This window comes from Gluconobacter cerinus (genome assembly GCF_025961355.1).
Lineage (GTDB): Bacteria > Pseudomonadota > Alphaproteobacteria > Acetobacterales > Acetobacteraceae > Gluconobacter > Gluconobacter cerinus.
In genome coordinates, this window is sequence record NZ_JAOQNM010000001.1 from 127,270 (window position 1) to 150,129 (window position 22,860).

The 22,860-nt window shown below is 53.2% G+C and carries 17 protein-coding genes; 6 read left to right on the forward strand and 11 right to left on the reverse strand.

The features are described from left to right. Positions 1–2: 2 nt before the first annotated feature. The 8 genes from M2305_RS00630 to M2305_RS00665 form a co-directional block, all read right to left on the reverse strand. Entirely contained in the window at positions 3–809 is an 807-nt protein-coding gene (locus tag M2305_RS00630) for an ABC transporter permease (RefSeq protein ID WP_264648261.1), read from the reverse strand. Then, on the reverse strand, positions 806–1,762 hold the full coding sequence (locus M2305_RS00635; protein WP_264648262.1) for an ABC transporter permease: 957 nt from the start codon (positions 1,760–1,762) through the stop codon (positions 806–808). The genes M2305_RS00630 and M2305_RS00635 overlap by 4 nt, the downstream gene beginning before the upstream one ends. After that, entirely contained in the window at positions 1,759–3,303 is a 1,545-nt protein-coding gene (locus M2305_RS00640; protein ID WP_264648263.1) for an ABC transporter substrate-binding protein, read from the reverse strand. Before M2305_RS00640 ends, M2305_RS00635 begins: the two co-directional genes overlap by 4 nt. A 233-nt stretch (positions 3,304–3,536) precedes the next feature. Beyond that, positions 3,537–4,256 (reverse strand): HAD-IA family hydrolase, encoded by a 720-nt coding sequence (locus M2305_RS00645; protein WP_264648264.1) that lies wholly within the window; start codon positions 4,254–4,256, stop codon positions 3,537–3,539. A 26-nt stretch (positions 4,257–4,282) separates the two neighbouring features. Next, a complete protein-coding gene (locus M2305_RS00650) occupies positions 4,283–6,769 on the reverse strand; it encodes a TonB-dependent receptor (protein WP_264648265.1) in 2,487 nt (828 codons plus the stop codon). 174 nt (positions 6,770–6,943) lie between these two features. Further along, entirely contained in the window at positions 6,944–8,017 is a 1,074-nt protein-coding gene (locus M2305_RS00655; protein ID WP_211512446.1) for a tartrate dehydrogenase, read from the reverse strand. A gap of 2 nt (positions 8,018–8,019) precedes the next feature. Beyond that, positions 8,020–9,168, reverse strand: a complete 1,149-nt coding sequence (locus M2305_RS00660; protein WP_264648266.1) for an amidohydrolase — start codon at positions 9,166–9,168, stop codon at positions 8,020–8,022. A 4-nt stretch (positions 9,169–9,172) separates the two neighbouring features. Next, a complete protein-coding gene (locus M2305_RS00665; RefSeq protein ID WP_264648267.1) occupies positions 9,173–10,654 on the reverse strand; it encodes an aldehyde dehydrogenase family protein in 1,482 nt (493 codons plus the stop codon). Between the two features lie 210 nt (positions 10,655–10,864). On the opposite strand from M2305_RS00665, the gene M2305_RS00670 reads away from it, so the two are divergent. The 3 genes from M2305_RS00670 to M2305_RS00680 are packed head-to-tail and all read left to right on the forward strand — an operon-like array spanning position 10,865 to position 14,926. Then, positions 10,865–12,247 carry an aminotransferase class III-fold pyridoxal phosphate-dependent enzyme gene (locus M2305_RS00670; protein WP_264648268.1) on the forward strand — a complete coding sequence of 461 codons (1,383 nt, stop codon included), beginning with the start codon at positions 10,865–10,867 and terminating at the stop codon, positions 12,245–12,247. A 35-nt stretch (positions 12,248–12,282) separates the two neighbouring features. After that, positions 12,283–13,638, forward strand: a complete 1,356-nt coding sequence (locus tag M2305_RS00675; RefSeq protein ID WP_264648269.1) for an MFS transporter — start codon at positions 12,283–12,285, stop codon at positions 13,636–13,638. Positions 13,639–13,651: 13 nt separating this feature from the next. After that, entirely contained in the window at positions 13,652–14,926 is a 1,275-nt protein-coding gene (locus M2305_RS00680) for an NAD(P)/FAD-dependent oxidoreductase (RefSeq protein ID WP_264648270.1), read from the forward strand. A 51-nt stretch (positions 14,927–14,977) separates the two neighbouring features. Here M2305_RS00680 and M2305_RS00685 read toward each other — a convergent pair whose 3' ends face one another. Beyond that, positions 14,978–15,643, reverse strand: coding sequence for a haloacid dehalogenase type II (locus M2305_RS00685; RefSeq protein ID WP_086634350.1), 666 nt, complete (start codon positions 15,641–15,643; stop codon positions 14,978–14,980). A 217-nt stretch (positions 15,644–15,860) separates the two neighbouring features. Here M2305_RS00685 and M2305_RS00690 point away from each other — a divergent pair, with 217 nt between their 5' ends. After that, positions 15,861–16,214, forward strand: coding sequence for a cupin domain-containing protein (locus tag M2305_RS00690; protein WP_264648271.1), 354 nt, complete (start codon positions 15,861–15,863; stop codon positions 16,212–16,214). A 127-nt stretch (positions 16,215–16,341) separates the two neighbouring features. After that, positions 16,342–17,667: an NAD(P)/FAD-dependent oxidoreductase gene (locus tag M2305_RS00695; RefSeq protein WP_264648272.1), complete on the forward strand. Its 1,326-nt coding sequence runs from the start codon at positions 16,342–16,344 to the stop codon at positions 17,665–17,667. A 201-nt stretch (positions 17,668–17,868) separates the two neighbouring features. On the opposite strand, the gene M2305_RS00700 is transcribed toward M2305_RS00695, so the two are convergent. Further along, the gene (locus tag M2305_RS00700) at positions 17,869–19,227 is read right to left on the reverse strand and encodes a carbohydrate porin (protein ID WP_083956493.1); all 1,359 of its coding nucleotides are present in this window, start codon (positions 19,225–19,227) and stop codon (positions 17,869–17,871) included. 148 nt (positions 19,228–19,375) lie between these two features. Next, positions 19,376–21,811: a membrane-bound PQQ-dependent dehydrogenase, glucose/quinate/shikimate family gene (locus tag M2305_RS00705; RefSeq protein ID WP_264648273.1), complete on the reverse strand. Its 2,436-nt coding sequence runs from the start codon at positions 21,809–21,811 to the stop codon at positions 19,376–19,378. A 275-nt stretch (positions 21,812–22,086) separates the two neighbouring features. Between M2305_RS00705 and M2305_RS00710 the strand changes: the two genes are divergently transcribed. After that, positions 22,087–22,827, forward strand: a complete 741-nt coding sequence (locus tag M2305_RS00710) for an IclR family transcriptional regulator (protein ID WP_211500975.1) — start codon at positions 22,087–22,089, stop codon at positions 22,825–22,827. Positions 22,828–22,860: the final 33 nt, after the last annotated feature.

The following is a 22,860-nucleotide window of genomic DNA, read 5'->3' on the forward strand; positions in this document are numbered from 1 at the left end:
GTTCAGCGCCTTCCACCGCTGGAATCCAGCGCAAGGTTAATGCCGACCGTGAGTATTCCTATCACGACGACCGGTACGATCATCGCAGGCGAACCATATGCCATGCCCAGCATGTTCTCCCGGACCATGGAACCCAGATCAACCTCCGGCGGCTGAACACCAATCCCGAGGAAGCTGAGATTACTGAGCAGCAGCACCGAGTAGATAAATCTCAGCCCCACGTCTGTGATCATCGGGCCTGTCATGTTGGGAAGAATTTCCTGAAGGATGATATAGGGCGTGCTTTCGCCTCTGGCTCGCGCAACGGTTACGAAATCGAGCCGTGCGATCCTTTGCGCCAACGCACGGCTCGTGCGATATGCCCCGGGCGTATAAATAACTCCCATCGTCACAATCAGAGCTGTCGTCGAGGTTCCAAATACGGCAATGACCAGCAGCGCGAAGAGCAGACTGGGAATGGACAAAAGACCGTCTGCCAGCCTTCCTGTCAGGGCCTCCACCCACGGTCTGGCCGTAACCGCTGCAATCCCCAGGAATGTGCCGACAGAACAGGACACTAGCGTCGATGCGAAGCACAGGAGCACTGTGTGCCGGATACCGTTCAGCAACCGCGCCAGTGTGTCCCGTCCAAGATAATCTGTTCCCAAGAAATGAGTGACTGAAGGAGCCGAAAAGACAGGCTGGCTACCAATCGCGCCCGGATCGTGAGACGAGCACAGCGGCCCGAGAAGCGCCAGAAAAAGCCAGAACACAATTAACAGAAGCGCCCGGTCGTGCCTGCTGCGGAACTTCCCGATCATGGCGATCATGCTTTTCTCCCTCTCGGCAGAGACAGGATCGTAACAACGTCGGCAAACGTTGTGAGAAAGAGATAGGTCACACAGAAAACAAGCGCACAGGCCTGTACCGTCGGAACATCGCGTGAACTGACAGCATTCACCATCAGGCCAGAAATTCCAGGGTATGTGAACACAACTTCAATCACGACGACCCCACCAAGCAGGGAAGAAAGACTCAGAGCTACAGCATTGACGATCGGTCCGATCGCGTTGGGAATGGCATGCACAAGAATCAGTCGTATCGGCCCGACGCCTTTGAGAAAGGCCATTTCGATATAGGGCGCGGACAACGTATCGGCCATCGCAGCGCGCGTCATGCGCACCATCTGCGCGAGAGTTACGAGTGCAAGGCTGGCGACAGGCATAAAAAAGGCAGAAAGAAACTGCCTGAGCGAATGAACGCTTCCGACGTCCGCCAGTGCAGGCAAAAGGTGTAACCGCACAGCAAAAACATACACCGCCATCGTGGCAATCACGAACTCGGGGACGGACACCATCCCGAGCGTCATGATCGACACGACACGATCATAGACCGTGTCTTTCCAGATGGCAGACGTGATGCCCAAAAAGAGCGAGACAGGGACGGAAACCGCAGCAGAGGCGCCCGCAAGGAGTAGCGAGTTGTGCAGACGTGGCCCAATGGCATCCGCGACGGATAGACCATTCAGAAGGGAGTGCCCAAAATCGCCGTGCAGAACACCCCAGAGCCAGAACCAGAAACGAAAAAATACAGGCCGGTCGAGACCTAGATCATGCCGCATCACCGCAACCGCCTGTGGCGTCGCGCCCTGGCCTAAGACCGCATCCGTCGCATCGCCAGGAAGGACGTTTGTGATCGCAAAAACAGTCACGATCACGAAGACAAGCGACATTGCAGCGGCAAAGAAACGCCGACCAATCAACTTCAGGGTCTGGCTGTTCAAACCTTTTTCCCCCGATTTTCATTGAGCCAGACCGAGCGCGCAAAATCATAGCCCATCAACTGACCAGCCTGACTGGGGCGAAGCCCACAGACATGCGGGGCATAAGCATCAAGACTATTCGTGAAATTCGGGATACATACCCCCGATCCAGACGACACAAGCTCCTGCATGTCCCAGTAAAGCTGACGTTTTCTGCTATCATCCCGCGTCGATTTGGCGTCCCGAAGGAGGCTGTCGAAATGCGGATTACGCCAGCGGGATTCATTCCACGGAGATGTACTGGCAAAACCAAGCTCAAATGTCAGGCTGGGCGCTGGCCTCGGGTTGATATTGCCAAAGCCCAAGGGGGCCTTCATCCAGTACTGCGTCCAATAGCCATCTGCGGGAACACGATGCACGGCCATTTTCTGCCCAATTTGAGATGCTGCATATTGCAGAACAACAGCAATATCGACGGATGCCAAAGCAGCAGGAGAACAGACCAGCGGAATTGTTTCGCCCAGAAACCCACTTCGATTCAGTAGAAAGTGCGCTTTGTCCGGATCGTAAGTGCGCTGGGGCAATTGATGATTGAAGTAAGGACTTTCCGGTGGAATGGGCTGGTCATTCCCAACCCGAGAAAAGCCCAGAAAGACGGATTGCCGGATCTGCTCGCGATTAAGAAGAAATTTGAGACCCTCGACAAAGTCTGGCGAGCGTCCATACCTCTGATCCAACCGAATAGATAAGTCTGTGTAAGTCCCCACGGGGCTTTCCACAATGCCGAAACCACCCTGTTTTAGCATTTGAACAAGCCGCGGGTTGGCAGTTGCGATCAGGTCCACATCTCCGGACATCAGGGCATTATGCCGTGCCATCTCATCAGGGATAGCAATCAGCTCAACACTCTCCAGATAAGGTCTTTCACCCCAAAATTCCGGATTTCTGACGGCTACCGTCCTGATACCTGGTGTAAATTCCTGGCACCGAAAAGGACCTGTACCATTTGGCACTTTAAAATCTGTTGTGCCCGCTTTCAAAATAGCAAAATTACTGATCCCCAGAATGGCTAGAAAATCCGAATTTGGGGCATCGAGAACAATTTCTACCAAAAGCGGCGATACCGCGCGCACAGACTGCATGGTGCGAGCAAGGGCGTATTGTTGCGAGCCCACCCCGGGGTCCTGATGTCTCCGTAAAGAAAAAACGACATCATCTGCTGTCAGGGCAGTTCCATCGTGAAACTGAACATTCCGGCGCAAACGGATTTGCCAAGTTAGAAAATCGTTGCTGTCCAGCGCTTCGGCAAGTGCAAAGCGAGGACTAAGCCTGTCGTCCAGCGAGATCAGGCCATCGTAGAACAAATGACCTCGGATATAGTCCGTAGCCATGGATTGACGTGCCGGATCAAGGGTTTCTGAAGCCGATCCAACCGCCCCGGCTACTTTCAGATGCCCACCAGAAACAGGAGCTGCCTTCACGGACTGAGACGTCATTCCAGCAACCAGAAGCCCTGCCCCTTTCAGAACGGACCGTCGATGAAGGACAGAGGCTGCCTGCATCTCCTTTCCTCAGAAAGCGAAGCGAGTGAGCGAATAGGCATGAAAAACAACAGAGCCAAACATCTGATTGAAAGAAGTCATTCAAGTCTCCGTTGCCATCATGCAAGCCTCGTCGGAAGGCTGCTTTCATTTCGATAGAAACACGGATTGGCTAATTATTTTACTCAAATTGCTTTTCATTGCAGAGAAATCTGCTGAATGGTTTTTGCCATGCAGCAGATTCAACGGCGCCCTCAGGCAACCATGACCAGTTCACCACGGTCCGCAGCATCAGCCAGTTCGGCAAGGGTATGATAATGATAATCAGGTATCGTCAGTTCCTGCACCGCCACAGTCCCCCCGAAACCGCCTCCAACAGCCTTCCGCCGCTCAATCCAGCACACGGTATAACCTAGCTCCCGTGCAATTCCGATGTCATGGAACTGGCTCTGGGCAACATGCAGCACATCTTCCTTCGTGTAGCCATCTGGCGCAAGCTGTTCCAGCACATAGCTGAAATACTGCGGATCAGGCTTTTCACAACCACTTTCGTCTACCGTAAACCCCTTGAAAAAAGGGTATTCGAGCGTCTTGTCCATACCATCAAATGCCCATCTCCGTGCATTCGTCATGGCCACAAGATGGAAATGTTTTTGCAATCTTTTCAGAGCTTCCACACTGTCGTTAAAGGCTGGCCATGACGTAGCACTTTGAACAAACGCCTTCTCTTCTCCCTGCCCCGTTGGAAGGGAGAATTTTTCTGCCAAGATCAGATAGATAGGTGCCAAATCTTCTGGAAACAGCAGTTTGTCTGGACGGTTCCGCAAAGCCCGGTATTCCGTTAGAAATGCTTCAAAATCCAGTGTTGCACCCTCCTTTCCCAAAATTTGCAGTAGGGCATTTTTCATCCCATTTTCAAAATCGATCAGCGTTCCAACCACGTCGAATGTCAGAACTTTAGGTTTGCGTGTCATGATCTGAATTTTCCTGGAAAAGCTGATTAGAACCCGGTTGTGAAGGAAAGAACTCCAGCAAAGCCACCGCCGACAAAATAGGTCGGTGAACTTCCGGCTATTGTAGTTCCGTAAACACCCTTTGTAGATTTGGCGTTCGTGCTGAGGCCACTTACCCCGGAAAGGAATCCGTTATTACCAATATTCATAAGGTTAAGCTGAACTTGTGGATGCTTGAGATACATATAACTATGAAAGCGATATCCGAAGTTAAGATTGAACGTCTCAAAGGATGGAATACTTTCATCATCCATAAACGTTGAGTACTGTTTGCTGACATAGTTCATATTGAAGGCCCCGAAGAGGCTTCCATCGTCATAAGACAAACCAACCGCAACCGTGACCTTCGGGCTTTTAACGGCAACCTTTCCAGCAGATCGGACGTAATCATTACCAACCTGTAGATTGTTGTCCGTCGTCGCATGCAAATACTGAGCTGAAACATACGGGCTGAAATGATGCCAGGGGCGTAGCCCCACCTCGATTTGGGCACCACGAGCTGTCTGACCACCACCATTGATAGACTCTGTCACGGGCGTACCGCTGGCATACGTCGTCGTATTGATCTGGCGGTTCGTGAAATTATAGTTGAAGAGTGCTAGCGCGACACTGACGAGACCAGTGTGACGATACCCGATTTCCTCTCCAATCGCATATTCAGCTTTGGGGTTAACAGTGTGAGACCGCGTCTGTACTCCGGTAGACACACTATAACGATCGACATATGACATAATGGAAGCTGGCAGACGAAAGGATGTTGTCCCGTTAACGTAAATCTGGTCATGGGGCGTAATCTTGTAGCTGATGGAGACCTGAGGCAGCGGCGCAGCGTCACTCTGCCCATTCTGATAATTCGCACCCGGAATATTCTGGGTCACCTTACGGGTCACCATTGTTTCTTTGAAACCGGCCGTCAGAGTCAGACGATCATTCAGAGCCTTGTAAGTATCGTTGATGAACAGAGAGTTTGTCTGCTGGATCAGATGAATATTATACTGAGATAGAAGTGACCCATCCTGCGTTTTAACTGCCCATTGGCCATACATACTGGACACCTGCCCATCCGGACCGAGCGCTTCGTACAGAGACGGCTCGGACTGATCAAAGTACGAATACCAATACCCGACAGCTAGGGTGTTATTCCCTTTGGTCCAGGAGAGAGTTGTATTTATTCCACTGTAATACAGGTCATACTTATCGATCGAAACCGCCGAAAAAGAACTCCCGCTGCTGGTTCCTGTGTTCTGCAGAGCTCCAGCAGGCTGATTGCCGTAATAGCTGCCATTTCTCGACAGTGTCGTACCGCCGTTATCGTATCCGGTGGCGTAGGTAAAATATGGCGTTGTGTTGAAACTCAGCCCATGGCCAAGATTCAGATTAACCGGCGCGCCGAGAATAAGCGTGCGGTGCACGTTCTCCTGAAGCTTGTAGTAATCCGAACTTCCTTTTGTATACTTGTCTGCGTAATTGTAGTTCACGCCTTGCTGACGCCACAGCGACTTTGTAGGGGCACGCAGATAGTACTGAAGAGGATCATTATAGGACAGGACGAAGGACGCCTTGTTCCCCTCTCCCCACTCCTTCACGAATTTCCCATCCACATGATAACGCCGCGTCTGACCAACACCCCGCCATTCATCAGCCGTTCTTGCCGAAAAGGATAGAAATCCACGAATTCCTGTATGGCCGATATCTCCGGTATCCATACGGATAAATTCACGCTTCAGGCTGAAAGAGCCGTAAGAGAAGTTGGCAAGCCCGCCAAACTTGTGTGACGGGTCACGAAGGCTTTCCGTCAACTCTCCCCCCACCGCGTTGTATAGAGGCGACGTGATGTCAGGCGATCCCTGCGTCAGGGTAATGCTCTGGATGTTTTCGTTATCCGCTGTGGAAGACGTATATGGCAGGAGATAGACCGGAGCAGCGGTTGGAATGCCTTCGTAAAGATACCCGATTTCCGTTTGATCCAAACCCCGAACACTTAGTCCCTGCTGATCATCATTTGTACCCAGAGGATCATTCCCAGAGTAAACAACCCCGGGAAGACTGGCGACCATAGACACCGGGTTTGCTGTAGGGCTCTGCTTTGCGATGAAGTCCCGCGTAACCCCGCTACGCGACTTCGCCACGGTCTGCGGAGGCATCAGACCACCTCCCGGCGTTGTGTTCGTCACACCTGTAGCTGAGGCTACGCCCCTGTGGACTACGACGCTTTCCGTTGCGTGAGACTCAACATCATGATGCACAGGAGCGGCTGCAGGAGTATTTTCCTTAAGGGGGCTTACACCACGGTGCACGACCTTGCTGGAAAGGTGGGCATGCCGGTGATGAGTAACGTCTGCAGCGACCGCTCCTTGCATGGTCAGCCAGGTTGAGAGCGTGAGGAGAACCAGGCGTCCCGGCTTCTTTGCCGCTTTTGAGAGAGCCTTGGAACCGAAACATTGAAGAACGAACATTTGCGCTGAATCTGACATGTCTGTTCCCATCGGTAGCGGGCTCTCCTCGAATTCTCAGAGAACCGTATTCGCATTCTTTCTGTCAGACAATTCGTTGCATATTCGGTTCAGTTCATTCTCCCGTTTCCCCTCTTTGAGCGGCATATGATTCCGTTATTGGAACGGTTTCCCCATGTTAATCTTCAGTGCTTATCAAATGCCTGAAGTCAGCGCTTTTGCGATGGCAGTCCCTACATCAGACGTCCTGGCAAGGCCTCCCATATCGGGCGTACGGGGAGCACTCCGGGCTGAAAGAACGTCTGTCATGGCTTTCAAAATCAGAGCGGCTGCCTCGGACTCTCCGAGATGATCCAACATCATGGAGGCTGCCCAGATCTGCCCTATCGGGTTGGCAATATTCTGCCCGAAGATGTCCGGAGCAGACCCATGAACAGGCTCGAACATGGACGGATATTTTTTCTCAGGATTGATATTGGCAGACGGAGCAACAGCAATTGTTCCAGTCATTCCGGGCCCCAAATCAGAAAGAATGTCACCGAACAGATTGCTTCCCACAACAACATCAAATCGCTCTGGAGACATCACAAAACGCGCGGCAAGAATATCGATATGATATTGATCCATACGAACATCCGGGTATTCCGCACCGATCGCGGCAAAGCGCTCATCCCAATATGGCATGGAATGATAGAGGCCATTCGACTTGGTGGCGGATGTTACATGCGGACGGCCCAGCTTCCGCGCCAGTTCAAAGGCATATCGCAAAATCCGGTCTGTACCGAACTTCGTAAAAACAGCACTCTGAACGACACCCTCTGCCTCCGTTCCCTCTGCAAACCGGCCTCCGACCTGGGAGTATTCGCCCTCAACATTCTCCCGAACGATCCAAAAATCCACATCTCCCGGCTGCTTGTTGGCCAAGGGACATGGAATTCCCGGTAAAAGCCGCACAGGACGCAGGTTCACATATTGATCAAACTCTCTACGGATCTTGAGAAGAAGCCCCCATAGCGACAGGTGATCCGGAACACCCGGATAACCCACAGCGCCCAGCAGGATGGCGTCGTTCTGCGCCAACTGGCTCATGCCATCTTCGGGCATCATCTGCCCGGTTTTCAGCCAGGTCTCGCAGCTCCAGTCAAAGTGGGTATAATCAAACCCGATCCCACAAAGACGCCCAACAGTGTCGAGCACTTTGATGGCTTCCGGCATAACCTCTTTGCCAATTCCATCTCCTGGCAGAACAGCAATCTTGTAAGTTGGCATGGTCAAACGTCCTGATTGATGCGCAGGCACATGTGGGCGAGTGCCACCCAATAGGCGATGCCCTGCGGAATGATTGTGTCGTCAAAATCGTAATCTGGGGCATGCAAAGGCGCTGAAGCACCGTTTCCCAGCATGACAAGCGCACCCGGCCTTTCTTCCAGCATGAAGCCGAAATCCTCAGAAGCCATGCTGGGTGTCATGTCAGGAATAACCGTGCCCTGCGCGCCAACAGCCCGCGCCATAGCGGCACGCGCCAATGTCGTCTCGTTCGCAGTATTCACCGTCACCGGATACGGCTGGTGAAACTGTACTGTGATGGTCACGTCATGCGCGAGAGCAAGCCCTGCAGCCAGACGTGTCATCCCGTCTTTCAGATTGTTCAACACCTGAACATCCAGAGCGCGGATCGTGCCGCGAAGCGTGGCAGTCTCAGGAAGAATGTTGTCCGTTGTTCCCGCATGGAACGTACAGATGGAAAGAACCGCTGGCACCAAAGGGTCTGAACGGCGCGCCACCAGTAATTGAGCTTCCTGAACGAATGCCGCGCCAACAGTCAGTGCATCCCGCCCCAATTGGGGTTGGGCCGCATGTGATCCTTTCCCTTTTATATCGACCAGAAACCGCCAACCACCAGCCATGATCGGTCCTGTACGGGTCGCCATGGAACCTGTTGGAAGGCCAGGCCAGTTATGCATTCCAAAAACACGCCCGGCGGGGAATTTCTCCAATAACCCCTCTTCCAGCATGACTTTGGCTCCTGCGCCCCCTTCTTCCCCAGGCTGAAAAACGAAATGCACTGTCCCGCATTCCGGCGGGTTAAGAGCCAATGCGGCAGCGGCCCCCAGAAGTATGGTGGTATGCCCGTCATGCCCACACGCGTGCATGCGCCCCGGATGGCGAGAGATATGCGGATGATCTCCCTGCTCATTGATCGGCAGAGCATCCATATCTGCGCGTAAAATGATGGATGGACCGGGTTTCTTTCCCTGAAGAGACGCCACAACTCCGGTTTTTGCCAATCCTCGGGATGGGCAGTATCCCTGAGACGTGAGTACGTCCGCCACTATATCGGATGTTCGAAACTCCTCGAACCTCAGCTCAGGATGAGCATGAAGATCTTTTCGCAGGGCGACGAGGTAAGCAAGATCCATGGCGTCAGCCCTCAAACGCCATGAGAACACTTTTATAGCGCAGATTGGCTTCAACAGCCTGACGCCCCAGATCCTTGCCAATCCCGGAACCACCATACCCGCCAGTGGGGATCACGAAGTCTGATGAGCGGCCATACCGATTAACCCAGACGGTGCCAGCTTTCAGATTGCGCACAGCCCGCATCGCACGCCCGAGATCAGACGTATGAACGCCGGCAGCGAGACCGTAAGTCGCATGAGACGCCAGAGAGAGTGCCTCAGCCTCGTCATCAAATGTCTGGACCGTCAAAACCGGACCAAAGAGCTCGTCCTTTACGGCCCGCGTCTGCGGCGTGACGTTGGTCAGAATGCACGGTGAAAGGAATGCCCCTTCTGAGCCGTTCAGACGGCCGAGAGGAAGAAGCGCTGAGGCTCCCGCCTGCACACTATCCTGAACGGCAAGCTCAATGGATGTCGCCTGTCGCTCTGAGATAATCGGGGAGTACCGTGTTTCGGCCTTTTCAAGCGCACCAGCAACGAGGCCCTGCGCGCGCTCAACGATCTTCTCCATAAGGACATCATGAACCGCTCTCTGAACAATAAGACGCGATCCAGAAACACAGACCTGTCCCGCATTTCCCGTGAAAGCTCTCAAAATACGGTCAGCAACACCATCTACATTACGGATATCGTCGAAAACGATCTGCGGACTTTTCCCGCCTAACTCAAGCGTGACAGGCTTGGGGCCGCTCTCCGCCGCCGCCTTCATGATTTCGATGCCAGTTCTTGTGGAACCAGTAAACGTCAGCTTTCCGCAGACCGGATGTCGTGCCAGAGCATCGCCCGTAATCGGACCCGTTCCCTGCACCACGTTGAACAGGCCTGGCGGAACACCGGCTTCGACAGCCAATTCAGCCAGACGAACAATCGAAAAAGGCGTCATTTCTGACGGTTTGAGGACGACACCATTTCCCGCCGCCAGCGCCGGAATCACTTTCCAGCTCCCCATGACCAGAGGGAAATTCCAGGGAGCAATGGCCCCAATGACGCCATAAGGCTCAGCCAGGACCAAGCCTAACAAGTCACTCTGGGTCGCAGCGACTTCCCCGCCCAACTTATCGGCATATTCAGCAAAAAAGCGGATGCCCTCTGCCGTAAAAGGCACATCCCAGCCCGTTGTTTCTGCAATAGGGCGCGTCGAGCAAACTGTCTCCAGACGCGCCAGTTCCACAGCATTTTCTTCTACAAGATCGGCCCAGCGCCTCAGCACACGCCCCCGCTCCCGCGGGGCACAGGTCGCCCAACCCGAACGCATTTGTACATCTCTCGCCAGGCAGACAGCATAATCCACCAGATCCGCACCAGCTTCCGGCAGATGACAGAGCAACCGACCATTCGAGGGCGCATGAACAGGAATGGCGCCCTCACCTTTCAGAAGCTTTCCACCCACAAAATGCGCGTTTAGCAGCGCCACCAGGGCGGGGTCAAAGGTAATGCCTGTCATCATTTATGCCTGCGAAAGACCGTTGCGGGAGGGATACAATGTGCGCAGCCGGACATGTGGAGCAAACGGCAAAGCACTCCCTCAGCACATTTGAATATCCCTGCTATTCCGGCCGCACCAACAGCATTTTATGCTCCGAATATTGGCTTTTCTTGCATTACATATCGCAGGCTTTGCGCGATGATCACATTCAGGATCAGGACAGGAATCACCATGGATACGCCACGTCTCGTCTCGCTTGACCGCGAACACCTCATCCATCCCGTCTCGTCATGGCAGGGGCACGAAGCCAGTGGAGCGACCATCCTCGAATCTGGCAAAGGTGTCTGGCTGACGGACAGCAAAGGCCACCGTCTTCTGGATGGTTTTTCTGGGCTTTGGTGCGTCAATACCGGTTACGGCTGCGAGAGCGTTATCGAGGCAGGTCGACGTCAGCTTGAAAAACTGCCCTATGCGACAGGATATTTCGGCTTTTCAAATGAGCCCGCTATCGAACTGGCAGCACGATTGACGCAACATGCTCCGGGGCACCTCAATCACATCTATTTCGCCCTCGGTGGTTCTGATGCCGTGGACAGTACGCTCCGCTTTATCCGTTACTATCAGCACGCACGAGGCACGCCCGAAAAGCGCCATGTCATTGGGCTACAGAAAGGCTATCATGGCTCGTCCTTCGTCGGCGCAGGCCTGACCGCGCTTCCGGTCTTCCATCGTGATGCAGATGTCCCACTCCCGTGGCAGCATCATATTCCAAGCCCCGATCCCTACCGCCACCCTGCAGGACCGGACGCTGAAGCCATCATCCAGGCTTCGGTACAGGCGTTCCATGATGAAATCGCAAAGATTGGCGGTCCACAGCATGTTGCAGCCTTCTATTGCGAACTTGTTCAGGGGTCCGGCGGCGTCATTATCCCGCCAAAGGGCTGGGCAATGGCAATGCAGGCAGCCTGTCGCGAGCTGGATATTCTGTTCGTCGTTGACGAAGTCATCACAGGTTTCGGGCGGACTGGCCCTCTCTTTGCCTGCGCGCATGAGAACATCGAACCAGACATGATGACCGTCGCAAAGGGTCTGACGGCTGGCTACGCCCCGATGGGAGGCGTTTTTATGTCTGATACGATCTACGAAACGATCCGTGACAAGACGCCGCCAGGTGTCTCCGTCGGACATGGGCAGACCTATAGCGCCCATCCCGTCAGTGCGGCCATCGGCCTCGCAGTCCTGGACCTCTATGAAGGTGGCCTGCTTGAAAACGGAACCCGTGTTGGTGAGCATCTTGCGACGCGTTTGCGCGGTCTAGGCAATCATCCACTCGTCGGCACAACTCGGTCTGTTGGAATGCTTGCCGGCATCGAACTCGTGACCGACAAGGCGACCAAAACCAAGCCTGATGCCCAGCTTGGAATTTCCGGAAAACTCAGCCGCTATGGATATGAGCAGGGTATTCTTTTCCGGGCCTTTGGCGACGATGTCATCGGACTTGCCCCCCCGCTGTGCAGCACGATCGCCGAAATGGATCAGCTCTGTGACGGCATTGTCTCGGTACTGGACCGCGTGATGGAAGATCCGGCCGTCGCCAGCGCTCTAAAAGCCTGACCACGCCAGAAGAGGAAACAGAAGGTTGCCCCATCATGACACCTGAAGTTTCCTCTACTGAAACGGCAACGCTGGATGATCTGCCGCCGAACGGCTTTCATTCGAAACTGGCCCTGATTTCTGCCGGGGGACCGTTCTGTGACGGCTACATCCTCGGGATCATCGGTATTGCGCTCCCATCCATCGTGCGAGAACTTCATCTCACAGGCGCGGAGACAGGCCTCGTCGGGGCAGCGGCCCTTCTGGGCGTTCTGGCAGGCGGAATGCTGGGGGGAGCGGTCTCGGATCGTCTTGGGCGACGGCCTCTTTTTACGCTAAATATTGCAGCGTTCGTAGTCTTTTCCCTGTTGCAGGGAGCGTGCTCCGGTCTTGTGCTATTGGTAAGCCTTCGCCTTTTGCTCGGTGTAGCAGTTGGTGCGGACTATCCAATTGCGACGTCTTACGTCGCAGAGTTCATGCCACGCAAACTCCGCGGCCCAGTTCTTTCCGGATTAATTCTCGCCTGGTGGGTTGGATATACCGCGAGCTACGCCGTGGGCTATGGGCTTTCCTTCTTCCCGGACATCTCTTGGCGGATCATGCTGGTCTCCAGCACTGTTCCGTCAATTGTGCTCTTCTGGCTGCGTATGGGATTGCCTGAGTCTCCCCGCTGGCTGGTTCAGCAGGGACGGACCGAAGACGCAAGAAACGTGATACGCGAGCATCTGAAGGCTGACATACTCCCCAGTGTAGAACATCAGGGGCAGCTCTCCCTGCTTCAGATCATTCGATCTCCCTATCGCGGAGCACTCGTGTTCGTCAGTGCGTTCTGGATCCTGCAGAGCGCTCCGGGATTTGCCATCCACACCCTTCAGGCTCAGCTCCTGCATCAGTATCACGTCCAGAACGCACTTCTTGGATCTCTCTGCATTACCGGACTGACCATCCTGGGGATTCTGCCCGTCACTCTGGGGCTGATCAATCTGATGGGGCGGCGCCTGTTACTGATCGGCACTTTTGCAATCAGCATGCTAGGCCTTTTGCTCCTCGGAGTTTCAGCCACCCCTGCCAGCTGGATGATCTTTTCCGGGTTTATCCTTTATTCGGTGTCCGAGGCAGCAGGAAGCGGCCTGCAGTTTGTCTATCCTAACGAGCTGTTCCCAACAGCCATCCGTGCCAGCGCGGTCGGTATGGCCTGCTCCTTCAGCAGACTGGGCGCAGCACTCGGAACGTTTCTGCTTCCTCTGGGATATACGCAATTTGGGATGCAACCCATGATGCTCATAGCAGCCAGCTTCATGCTGGCAGGACTGCTCATCAGCTGGATGTGGGCTCCAGAAACAAAGAATGCGTCCTTGGGAGAACCTCCCTCCCAGACTCAACCGCCCTCTCCTTCCATCTGTGCCTCCTGACGGAGATCATTCCATGAAACTTGTTCCCTACTGGTTGGATAGTATTTCACCTGTATCAGGTACTGCTCTGTCTGAGTTTCCTACCCGCGCAGATGTTGTGGTTGTAGGCGGCGGCTTTACCGGCCTTTCAGCGGCCCGAACCCTGGCCAAGGCCGGCAAGACTGTTGTCGTCCTCGAAGCGGACCAGATTGCATGCCATGCCTCCGGCCGAAATGGCGGACACGTCAACAACGGGACGGCTGGAAATTTTCAGAGCATGGTCGGAAAATATGGCTTGGAACAGGCAGTTGCACTGTACAGGTTTTTCGACGACGCCGTGGATACGGTCGAGCAGATCGTCACGACCGAAAACATCGACTGTGACTTTCGTCGATGCGGAAAGCTGAAAGTCGCCTGGACAGAAAAGCATCTGGCTGGCCTGCGGGCGGATCAGGACGCCGTAAAACAGCATGTTGACCCAGAAACTGATCTTCTCGACCGCGACGCCGTCGCCGCGGAAATCGGTGGCTCGACAACATTCGAAGGTGGGATGCTATATCGCAAAAGCGCACAGATGCATGTCGGAAAATTTGGGAGTGCGCTTGCAGCCAACGCCATGTCCGCGGGTGCGAAAATCTTCGAAAATACGCCTATGACCGCCCTTCGCCGTGCGGGCAACGTGTTTGAAGTCTCCTCTTCCGCAGGCGTTATTCAGGCACAGAGTGTACTACTGGCAACGGGAACAAGCCGGAAAGCACCAAACTGGTTCCGGCGACGCATCATGCCGGTCGGCAGCTTCATTGTTGCCACGGCACCCATGTCGGAAGGCTTGTTTTCCTGCATTCTCCCCGGACGCCGGAATGTCGTCACGACCCGCAACATTCATAACTATTTTCGGACGACCGCAGACCGACGCTTGATCTTCGGCGGACGTGCCAATTTTTCGCAATCCAGCGAAAAGTCTGACATTCAGTCAGGACAGATCCTTCATGCCGCGCTGACGAAAATCTATCCTGAACTTGAAAGCACGGAAATCGATTACTGCTGGGGCGGCAACGTCGACATGAGCGTGGATCGCCTACCACATGCTGGTGAATGGAATGGCGTCACTTATGCGATGGGCCTGAGCGGACATGGCGTTCAGATGTCCGTTCATCTTGGCCAGCTCCTTGGCAGAAGGCTTGCTGGGGAAGAGGTTAATATTCCTGTGTGGAACCGTCCATGGCAGCCCATCCCAGCTTACGGACTTGCCAAGCATTTCATGCCCGCCGTGGGTGCCTATTATCGTGCCAAGGACAGATATCTCTAATGTTTTCAGATAAGCCTGCAGGAGAGTAATCCTCCCGCAGGCTTGCTATCTTTATAGGCCAAAGACGCCGGGCAGCCCGCTGATGTCCTTGATTTCTTCATATTCATAAAAGGGATTAGCCGGTTCATGGCCCCGGTTGACCCAGACTTTTGACCGGATCCCCAGATCGTAAGCGGTCATGAGATCATAGCGGAAAGACGATGATACGTGCGTGATGTCTTCTGGCCCACAGCCGAGAACATCAAGCATATATTCAAAACCGTTCATCTGAGGTTTGTAAGTGCCCGTTTCTTCCGCCGTGATGACCTTGTAAAACGGTGCACCCAGCTTCTCAACATTCGACATGATCTGACTGTTCATGGCGTTGGATAAAATGACCAGGGGGATTTCTTTGGCAACTTTGGCAAGACCCGCAGGCACATCAGGATGAGGTCCCCAGGTTGGAACCTCATTATAAATCTGCAAGGCATCTTCCTCACGGAACGTCACGCCATTCTTCTTACAGGTCCGTTCCAGAGCATTGTGCACAATCTCCGCATAGGGTTTCCATGCGCCCAGCACCTCGTCGAGCCGGTAAGCGGCAAAATTCTTAATGAAGAGCTGCATCGCCTGCTCACTCAGTACTTCACCGTAGATCCTACGGGCCGCACCGGCCATATCGAAAAATGTCAACGTGCCGTAGCAGTCAAAGGTAATGAACTTGGGACGGAAGGTCATATACGATTCCTTGTGAGGCCATTACTGTCTGGCATAATCGTTATGATGCCGCCTTCAGGCCGATAGTCGTTATCAGGTTTTTATTGTTTGACGCAGGAAATTTCATATTCGAACGAGGATGCAGCACGCTCTGCTGCCCAGGTTTGAAAATCAGGATCAGAACCGGCGCAGAACGCAGCACATTAGATCTGCAAATCCCCATTGTGTGAGATCTTCAATGAGCCTGCTTCTTCCTATTCAGACAAGCCCGGACTTTACCCCACGTGAATCCGTATCGACTCCAGAACGTCTCATTTCAGGCTCACCAGCTTTCAAGACATGGGCGCTGGATACGTCACGCAATGGGAATGTTCGCACAGGTGTATGGGAAGCCACTCCCGGCACAACCAAATCCATTAAGGGTGAGGCTTTTGAGTTCTGCCATATCCTTGAAGGCCTTGTCAGAATCACGGAAAACGACGGAGAGTCCTATCTCTTCAAAGCTGGAGACAGCTTCATTATGAAGCCCGGTTTCGTGGGAACGTGGGAAACTATCGAAACAGTCAAAAAGATCTATGTCTTCGTGGAATGACCACATGCCCTGTCCCTACTGAACCAGAGCTGAACTTTGCAATACTCTGCCATTCAGCACCAGGTTTGCAGTGTCAAAAACTGCCTGAATGCCCCTACACTCGTCCGCATACAGCACGGAGACTTTCATGCCTGCCCCACTGCATCTGATTCAGACCAGTTCCAGCGTTCCAGCAGAAGCGGATGTTGTTGTTGTCGGCGCTGGAATTGTGGGAGTTTCAGCAGCCTACTGGCTGGCCAGGGCGGGAATGAAGGTCGTTCTCCTCGAGAAAGGCACGGTTGGGGCTGAACAGTCCAGCAGGAACTGGGGATGGTGTCGCCAGCAAAATCGCGATGCACGTGAACTACCCCTCTCCACCCGAAGTCTTTCTCTTTGGGAAGACATGACAGCAGACATCGGTGAAAATCTTGGCTTCCGCCGCTGTGGATTACTGTATCTGACGAACAGTCAGGCTGAACTGGACGGGTGGGCACGCTGGGGCGAATTTGCCAGAGGCGAAGGCGTGGACACCAGAATACTGAACGCGAGTGAAGCCGCACAGCGAGGGAACGCCACACACCGAAAATGGCTTGGGGGCGTATGGTCGCCGACTGATGGCATCGCGGACCCGTCACTCGCTGCGCCCATGATTGCCAAAGGGGTCCTCAAACACGGTGGCCACGTCGTTCAGAACTGCGCAGCTCGCGGCGTTGAACTGGCAGGCGGAGCTATCTGCGGCGTTGTGACGGAACGTGGAACCATTCGGACAGCGCAGGTTGTCATGGCCGGAGGCGTCTGGGCACGATCTTTCCTGAATCAGGTTGGGGTTAACCTCCCGCAAGCGTCTGTCCGGTCGTCAATTCTTTCCGTCAAACCAGGTGCATTGGGCCTCCCAGACGCTCTTCATACTCACGATGCATCTGTGACAAGGCGCGGCGATGGTGGCTACACCCTCGCTATTTCCGGCAACGGGCGTGTAGATCCCACTCCCGGGATATTGAAGAGCGCCACAGAATTTCTTCCAATGTTCGCACGACGTTGGCGTCATCTTGCGCCCGGCGATTTTCAGGGTTGGCGTTATGGTTTCGACACCATCGCCAAATGGAAACTTGATCGGCCGACGCCCATGGAAAAAACACGCATTCTGGATCCCAAACCAGATGCTGGAACCATTCGTAAGACCCTAAAAAACGCCCACGCACTCTTGCCTGCTCTGAAAAACGTGTCTGTTCAGGCCGAATGGGCAGGATACATTGATAGTACACCAGACGGGGTTCCTGTTATTGACCCAGAAAGTGGCGTGCCCGGCCTCTTCATTGCGGCCGGTTTTTCTGGACATGGCTTTGGCATTGGGCCCGGTGCTGGACATCTTATCGCCGATCTCTTGTTAGGTCGGGAACCAATTACCGAAGTCGAGCAGTACAAACTTGCCCGCTTTAAAAAATCCGCTTGGGGTAAAGTATCGGATTTTTAGGCAGACATTTATTATTAAACCAGACCCTGCGCCTCGGTGACTTGTCTTTTTATTCAGGTACACCGTTGGCAATGCTGGCCATTTTTAACGCAGAACAATAAACCCGTTGACTAATGTTTAGGTGAACTGTTTTTCAGGACTATAGAATACTGAAGACGGGTTTTCTCGGGATGTCTTTGCACTGTTTCTGTTGTGTACTTGTCAGAACGTCACTCCAGTCTTCAATCCAAACACAGTAATCATATTTTTCTGAGTGTACCCGCCAGGGTCTACCCAAAACTGAACATTAGGCTCGAGATACAGCCATTTTGTTGCCTGAAACGTATAATCCGTTTCAATCGCAAATTCAGAATTACGTCTCGGCCCTTTTTTGCCGTCCTGATACCAATATAAAGTCGCCAGTCGTGAATTAACGTGGTTGGTTCCGAACGCGAGTGTAACAGCATCATTCTTTCGTCCGGGAATCCCAAGATAACGGAGGCTTGCTGTCACCTGAGAAGAAACAGGTCCTGTTTCCTTATCCACCATTGTCAGTGTGACGTAAGCTGTGAGACCTTGTGTAACAACAGCATCTTCCCCTGGCTTTTCTGTGAATGTGCCCGTCAACTGCTGCTGGAACCACAGATATCCACCATGGCTTCCACTCCTCTGAAGCATTGACATCCCCGCCAGAGTTGCAGGCATTCCATCATTTGCCAACAGAACGTCCGGTGCCGCGGCAGTGTTGATCCATCCTCCAATGCGATAGGCGCCCGGATAGCCGTGTGAGCCAAGATGAACGCGTACACCTGTTTCAAATGGCAGCAGAACGCCAGTTGCGCCATGCAGATAACCTATGAACAGGTAATTATCGAGGTTTCGATCATTCTGTTCATACGCACCCACCTGAAAATACCAATGCGGATTGTTATATTTTACAAGTCCGCCCCATACACTGACTGGCCAGTTATACCAGCGACTTCCATCCATATTTCCTGTGGTCGCGCCACAGAAGTAGTTAATCATCGTCAAACAGGGGATATTATCAAAATCGGCACCGGTAGGCAGCCGCCCAACCTTAAAACTGAAACCACCTCCCAGGTTCTGGTTATACCAGAGTTGGGTTAATCTGGTTGTTTGCCCTCTCCCCCACACTTCCTGCGGCTGCTGTAATGTATACAGACCTGCATCGGTGATCAGGTTACGACCTGATCGCCAGGTAAAGGTGAAGTTAAAAGATGCCCCTTTCCAGTGAAGGAGCTTTTCGGCATTCACATCAAGCCCAGCAGTAATCTGATTTGTCTGTGCGGCAGTTCGCCGGTCTCCACCGCTGACATTGCCAGCAGTTTCGTTCGTCCAACTGGCTCCCAGTTCGACCCCTTTATTACGCAGATATGTCCTTGCACCACCCCATTCTCCTGTCATGGTGGGGAGTGAGTTTGGACCGTTATCAAACAGAGAGTAGCTTGCATCGTCGCTTTCATTGCCATTTGTCGGCTCTGCGGCCATGGCTTCACCAAATATGCCGACAGACAAAACAACACAGCACGACAACGCTCGAGAAACGCTGAAGCGGTCCATGAGATTACCTCTACTTTTGGGATAAACGCACGAAAATCGCGCTTTTACTTAACGTTTGTGAATTTCAAATAATATTGGTGCAAATACCCAATTAGATCCGGGAAGATAACTTCCCGGATCTAATCAAAGAGTATTTAGCCCTCCAATATTATGGGAGAGTGTAAGCCATTACGTAGTCACCACGGTTTGCATTGGTGCCGGTGCGCGTTGCGCCACCCACGACAACCACAACATACTGCTTACCGTCCTGACCAATGTAAGACATCGGAGCTCCCTGGCCACCAACCGGAAGCCGGTCACGCCACAGCTCCTTGCCTGTGTCGTTGTCCAAAGCGCGGACATAATAGTCCAGAGTACCATGGAAGAAGGTCAGCCCCCCCTTGGTAACAAGCGGTCCACCCATCGTTGGCATGCCTAGTGGAATGCGCACACCCGGGACAATACCGTGGACAGGTGCATCCTGGATGCTGCCCATCGGAACCTGCCATTTGGTCTTTCCGGTTGTCAGGTCAATAGCCGTCATGCTGCCGAAAGGCGGCTTGAAGCATGGAACGCCCAGAGGCGATACAAACATTGAGCGCTCAACACCCCACGGCGTACCGATCTGCTCTGAGTATTCACCCTCAGCGCTCGGCTTCAAACCAATGCGCTTGGCTTCATCCTGCTTGATGAAACGGCCCCACTGCGCCATACGAATATCGTTGACAATCAGCGTTCCGGTCGAAGCGTCAATTGCGCCACCGCCCCAGTTGGAACCACCGTAATAGCTCGGATAGATCAGAGTACGCTGCTTGTCAGAGAGAGGCGTGAACTCGCCCTTCCAGCGCATCTGCTTGAACTGGATCCGGCAATACAGCTGGTCAAGGATCGTACCGCCCCACATATCGGATTCCTTGAACGGCGTTGTGCCGATCGAAATCGCGGAGAAAGGCTGTGTTGGAGAGATACGCATGCCGGGCATACCGTCCGTTGGAACCTTACGATACTCCACCGGGACAACTGGCTTACCATCACGACGGTCCAGCACGAAGACTTCACCACGCTTGGTCAGCTGAATAATGACCGGCGTCGTAGTGCCATCCTTGCCCGGGAGGTCGTAGAGGATAGGCTGAGACGTCACGTCATAGTCGAATTGGTCGTTATTCGCCGTACGGAAGTGCCAGTGCTCTTTGCCGGTCTTGATCTCAACCGCAACGATGGCGTCTGTGTATTCATCCGAATAAGGGAAGCGGTCACCGTTCCAGAAATCAGGTGTCTGGTTGCCAGTTGGGAAATAAGCCAGACCCAGCTTGGGATCGTAAGCTGCAGTGCCCCAGAAGTTCGGAGTTTGCGGAGCGTAATGCTCGCCGGGAGGCAGCGGTGTGCTGTCCTTGGCGCCGCGGGAAGCATCCCAGGCCCACAGAAGCTTGCCTGTGCGAACGTCATAGCCACGGACAACGCCAGAGGGTTCGCCAACAGAAATGTTATCGTTGATCTTGCCGCCAACCATAATGACGCCATCCGCGACCAACGGTGCAGAGGTCAAATAATACGATCCGTTTTCCGGAGCGTCCGTCAGACCTTCAAGAAGGTTAACAAAACCATGATCGCCAAAATCTTCGCATGGTTTGCCTGTCTCGGCATCTACTTCGAAAAGGCGAGCATCATTGGTGTTGGAGACAATTCGCTTACGGCATGCAGCCGGTAGAGTTGCAGCGTCCTGCGGAGGAGCTGCCTGATCCGTTCCCGTCTGATCCACAGCAGGTTGAACATCTTCAGGCGGAAGCGTGGAAATATCAGCATATCCAACGCCTCGGCAACGCTTCCACCCTCGATTGCTGTCAGTGATCCGCAGCTTGGGATCAAAGCGCCACCGCTCCTTACCGGTGACCGGATCAATTGCAATCACCTTATTGAGCGGTGTGCATAGATACATCGTGTTATCGACCTTGAGCGGCGTAACCTGATATTCTGATCCATCAATAGCAAGATCACCCGTGTGGTAGGTCCAGGCCAGCTTTAGATCTTTGACGTTGGATTTATTGATCTGATCGAATTGAGCGAAACGGTTACCCGCAGTGCTACGTCCATAGGCAGGCCAGTCATTCCCGCTGTCTTGCCCTGCCTGTGCCTGAATGACAGGAGCAGGCCCGGAAGACTCAGCCACAATGGTCGGATGCGGGAAAAACATCCCGACAATAAACGCACCGAGTGAGCCAAGCAGAGCAATACCCAGACTGTTTGCAACTACGCGCGGAAGTGCCGGACGGCCGTCTTGCCGCGATAGTCGACGTGCAAGGGCCGTGACAATCAATGCAATAATAATGAACGCCAGAAGACGGGGCACGAGCTGCCAGAAATCGAACCCGACCTCCCATAGTGCCCAGAGCACACTGACGGCGAGCAATGCAAGCGCTGTATAAAGAGCGAATGCAGCACGTTTATAAAGACCAAAACTAATGGCAATAATGGCCGCGCCTGCTAATAAATAGAATGGTGATCCTCCGAGGAAGAGCAACCAAAGGCCGCCAAAAACCAATGTCAAACCTAGAACTACGCCTAAAAATTCAACAACCCAAAAGGCTGCTATTTCCAAGGTGCGCATCAGGAACTTCTCCCAGCCCGTTATGCACGGGATCAACGACAGTAAATTTTCTTACGGTCTGGTCTAGAAACATCCCATTGGACGTGTTCGGTCTTCAGGGCGCGGAAACGGCCATGGACAACAAACATTTTCGCGAGTTACCCCAAAAAAGGAGGGTGCGATGGGTATGATTTTTAACCAGTCAGTGGTCATTATCTGTATCACCCAGCGGGTGAATATCAATCAATTCCTGCCCCAAAACAGGGGCCGTTAAATCACAGTGTGGAGAGCAGTCCTTGAAAAGCGATGAAAACAGCATGCAGGGCGTGAGCCGTGCCGCAGCAATCCTTAGAGTGCTTTCAAGCGCTCACGTAAGTCTGGGGTATATTGCAAAAGCAACAGGGCTTCCCCGGTCGACTGTTCAACGGCTTGTCAACGCGCTAGCCGTTGAGGAATTGGTAGAAGTCACCAATGACGGTATCTCGCTGTCTTGGGGGATCATGCGACTAGCGGAGGCAGCGCAGTCCAGCCTGCTCGACAAGTTCCGAAGCGCTATCGAGACCATGTTTCAGGAAACGCACGAGACTGTCGATTTCAGTACGGTCTATGGAAAAGAAGTAACGTATATTGAAAAAATTCATTCCGACCAGGAAATTCGCGTTGTCCCAAAAGCCGGGCGCCCAATGCCTTTACATGCTATGTCAAACGGCAAAGCCATGCTGTCTATTATGTCAAAATCTGAAATACAGGCTCTTATTGGTTCACAGCCACTCAAGATGACCTCACATACAAAAACCAACGTGAAAGATATTCTCAACGAAATTGAGACGGTAAAAGCGACGGGATACGCTTACGATTTCGAGGAGCATAGCGAAGGAATTTGCTGTATCGCCACGCCTATCGTTCTTCCTGGCCACAGGCCCTACGCTATCTCAATTACTGTTCCCTTTTTTCGTTTCGAGCAAAATCTTCCCCTATTCCGGGAGGCACTTGATCGGTGCAAGAATAAAATAGAAAGTTCTTTTGGTAAAAAATAAATATGAAATTGAATCATTTATTAAAAAATACGG

Coding starts and splice junctions, on each gene's coding strand:
- M2305_RS00655 (WP_211512446.1), bottom strand. CDS start 8,017: ATGCCAACTTACAAGATTGCTGTTCTGCCAGGAGATGGAATTGGCAAA.
- M2305_RS00700 (WP_083956493.1), bottom strand. CDS start 19,227: ATGGACCGCTTCAGCGTTTCTCGAGCGTTGTCGTGCTGTGTTGTTTTG.
- M2305_RS00630 (WP_264648261.1), bottom strand. CDS start 809: ATGATCGCCATGATCGGGAAGTTCCGCAGCAGGCACGACCGGGCGCTT.
- M2305_RS00685 (WP_086634350.1), bottom strand. CDS start 15,643: ATGACCTTCCGTCCCAAGTTCATTACCTTTGACTGCTACGGCACGTTG.
- M2305_RS00670 (WP_264648268.1), top strand. CDS start 10,865: ATGGATACGCCACGTCTCGTCTCGCTTGACCGCGAACACCTCATCCAT.
- M2305_RS00665 (WP_264648267.1), bottom strand. CDS start 10,654: ATGATGACAGGCATTACCTTTGACCCCGCCCTGGTGGCGCTGCTAAAC.
- M2305_RS00660 (WP_264648266.1), bottom strand. CDS start 9,168: ATGGATCTTGCTTACCTCGTCGCCCTGCGAAAAGATCTTCATGCTCAT.
- M2305_RS00675 (WP_264648269.1), top strand. CDS start 12,283: ATGACACCTGAAGTTTCCTCTACTGAAACGGCAACGCTGGATGATCTG.
- M2305_RS00650 (WP_264648265.1), bottom strand. CDS start 6,769: ATGTCAGATTCAGCGCAAATGTTCGTTCTTCAATGTTTCGGTTCCAAG.
- M2305_RS00705 (WP_264648273.1), bottom strand. CDS start 21,811: ATGCGCACCTTGGAAATAGCAGCCTTTTGGGTTGTTGAATTTTTAGGC.
- M2305_RS00695 (WP_264648272.1), top strand. CDS start 16,342: ATGCCTGCCCCACTGCATCTGATTCAGACCAGTTCCAGCGTTCCAGCA.
- M2305_RS00645 (WP_264648264.1), bottom strand. CDS start 4,256: ATGACACGCAAACCTAAAGTTCTGACATTCGACGTGGTTGGAACGCTG.
- M2305_RS00680 (WP_264648270.1), top strand. CDS start 13,652: ATGAAACTTGTTCCCTACTGGTTGGATAGTATTTCACCTGTATCAGGT.
- M2305_RS00690 (WP_264648271.1), top strand. CDS start 15,861: ATGAGCCTGCTTCTTCCTATTCAGACAAGCCCGGACTTTACCCCACGT.
- M2305_RS00640 (WP_264648263.1), bottom strand. CDS start 3,303: ATGCAGGCAGCCTCTGTCCTTCATCGACGGTCCGTTCTGAAAGGGGCA.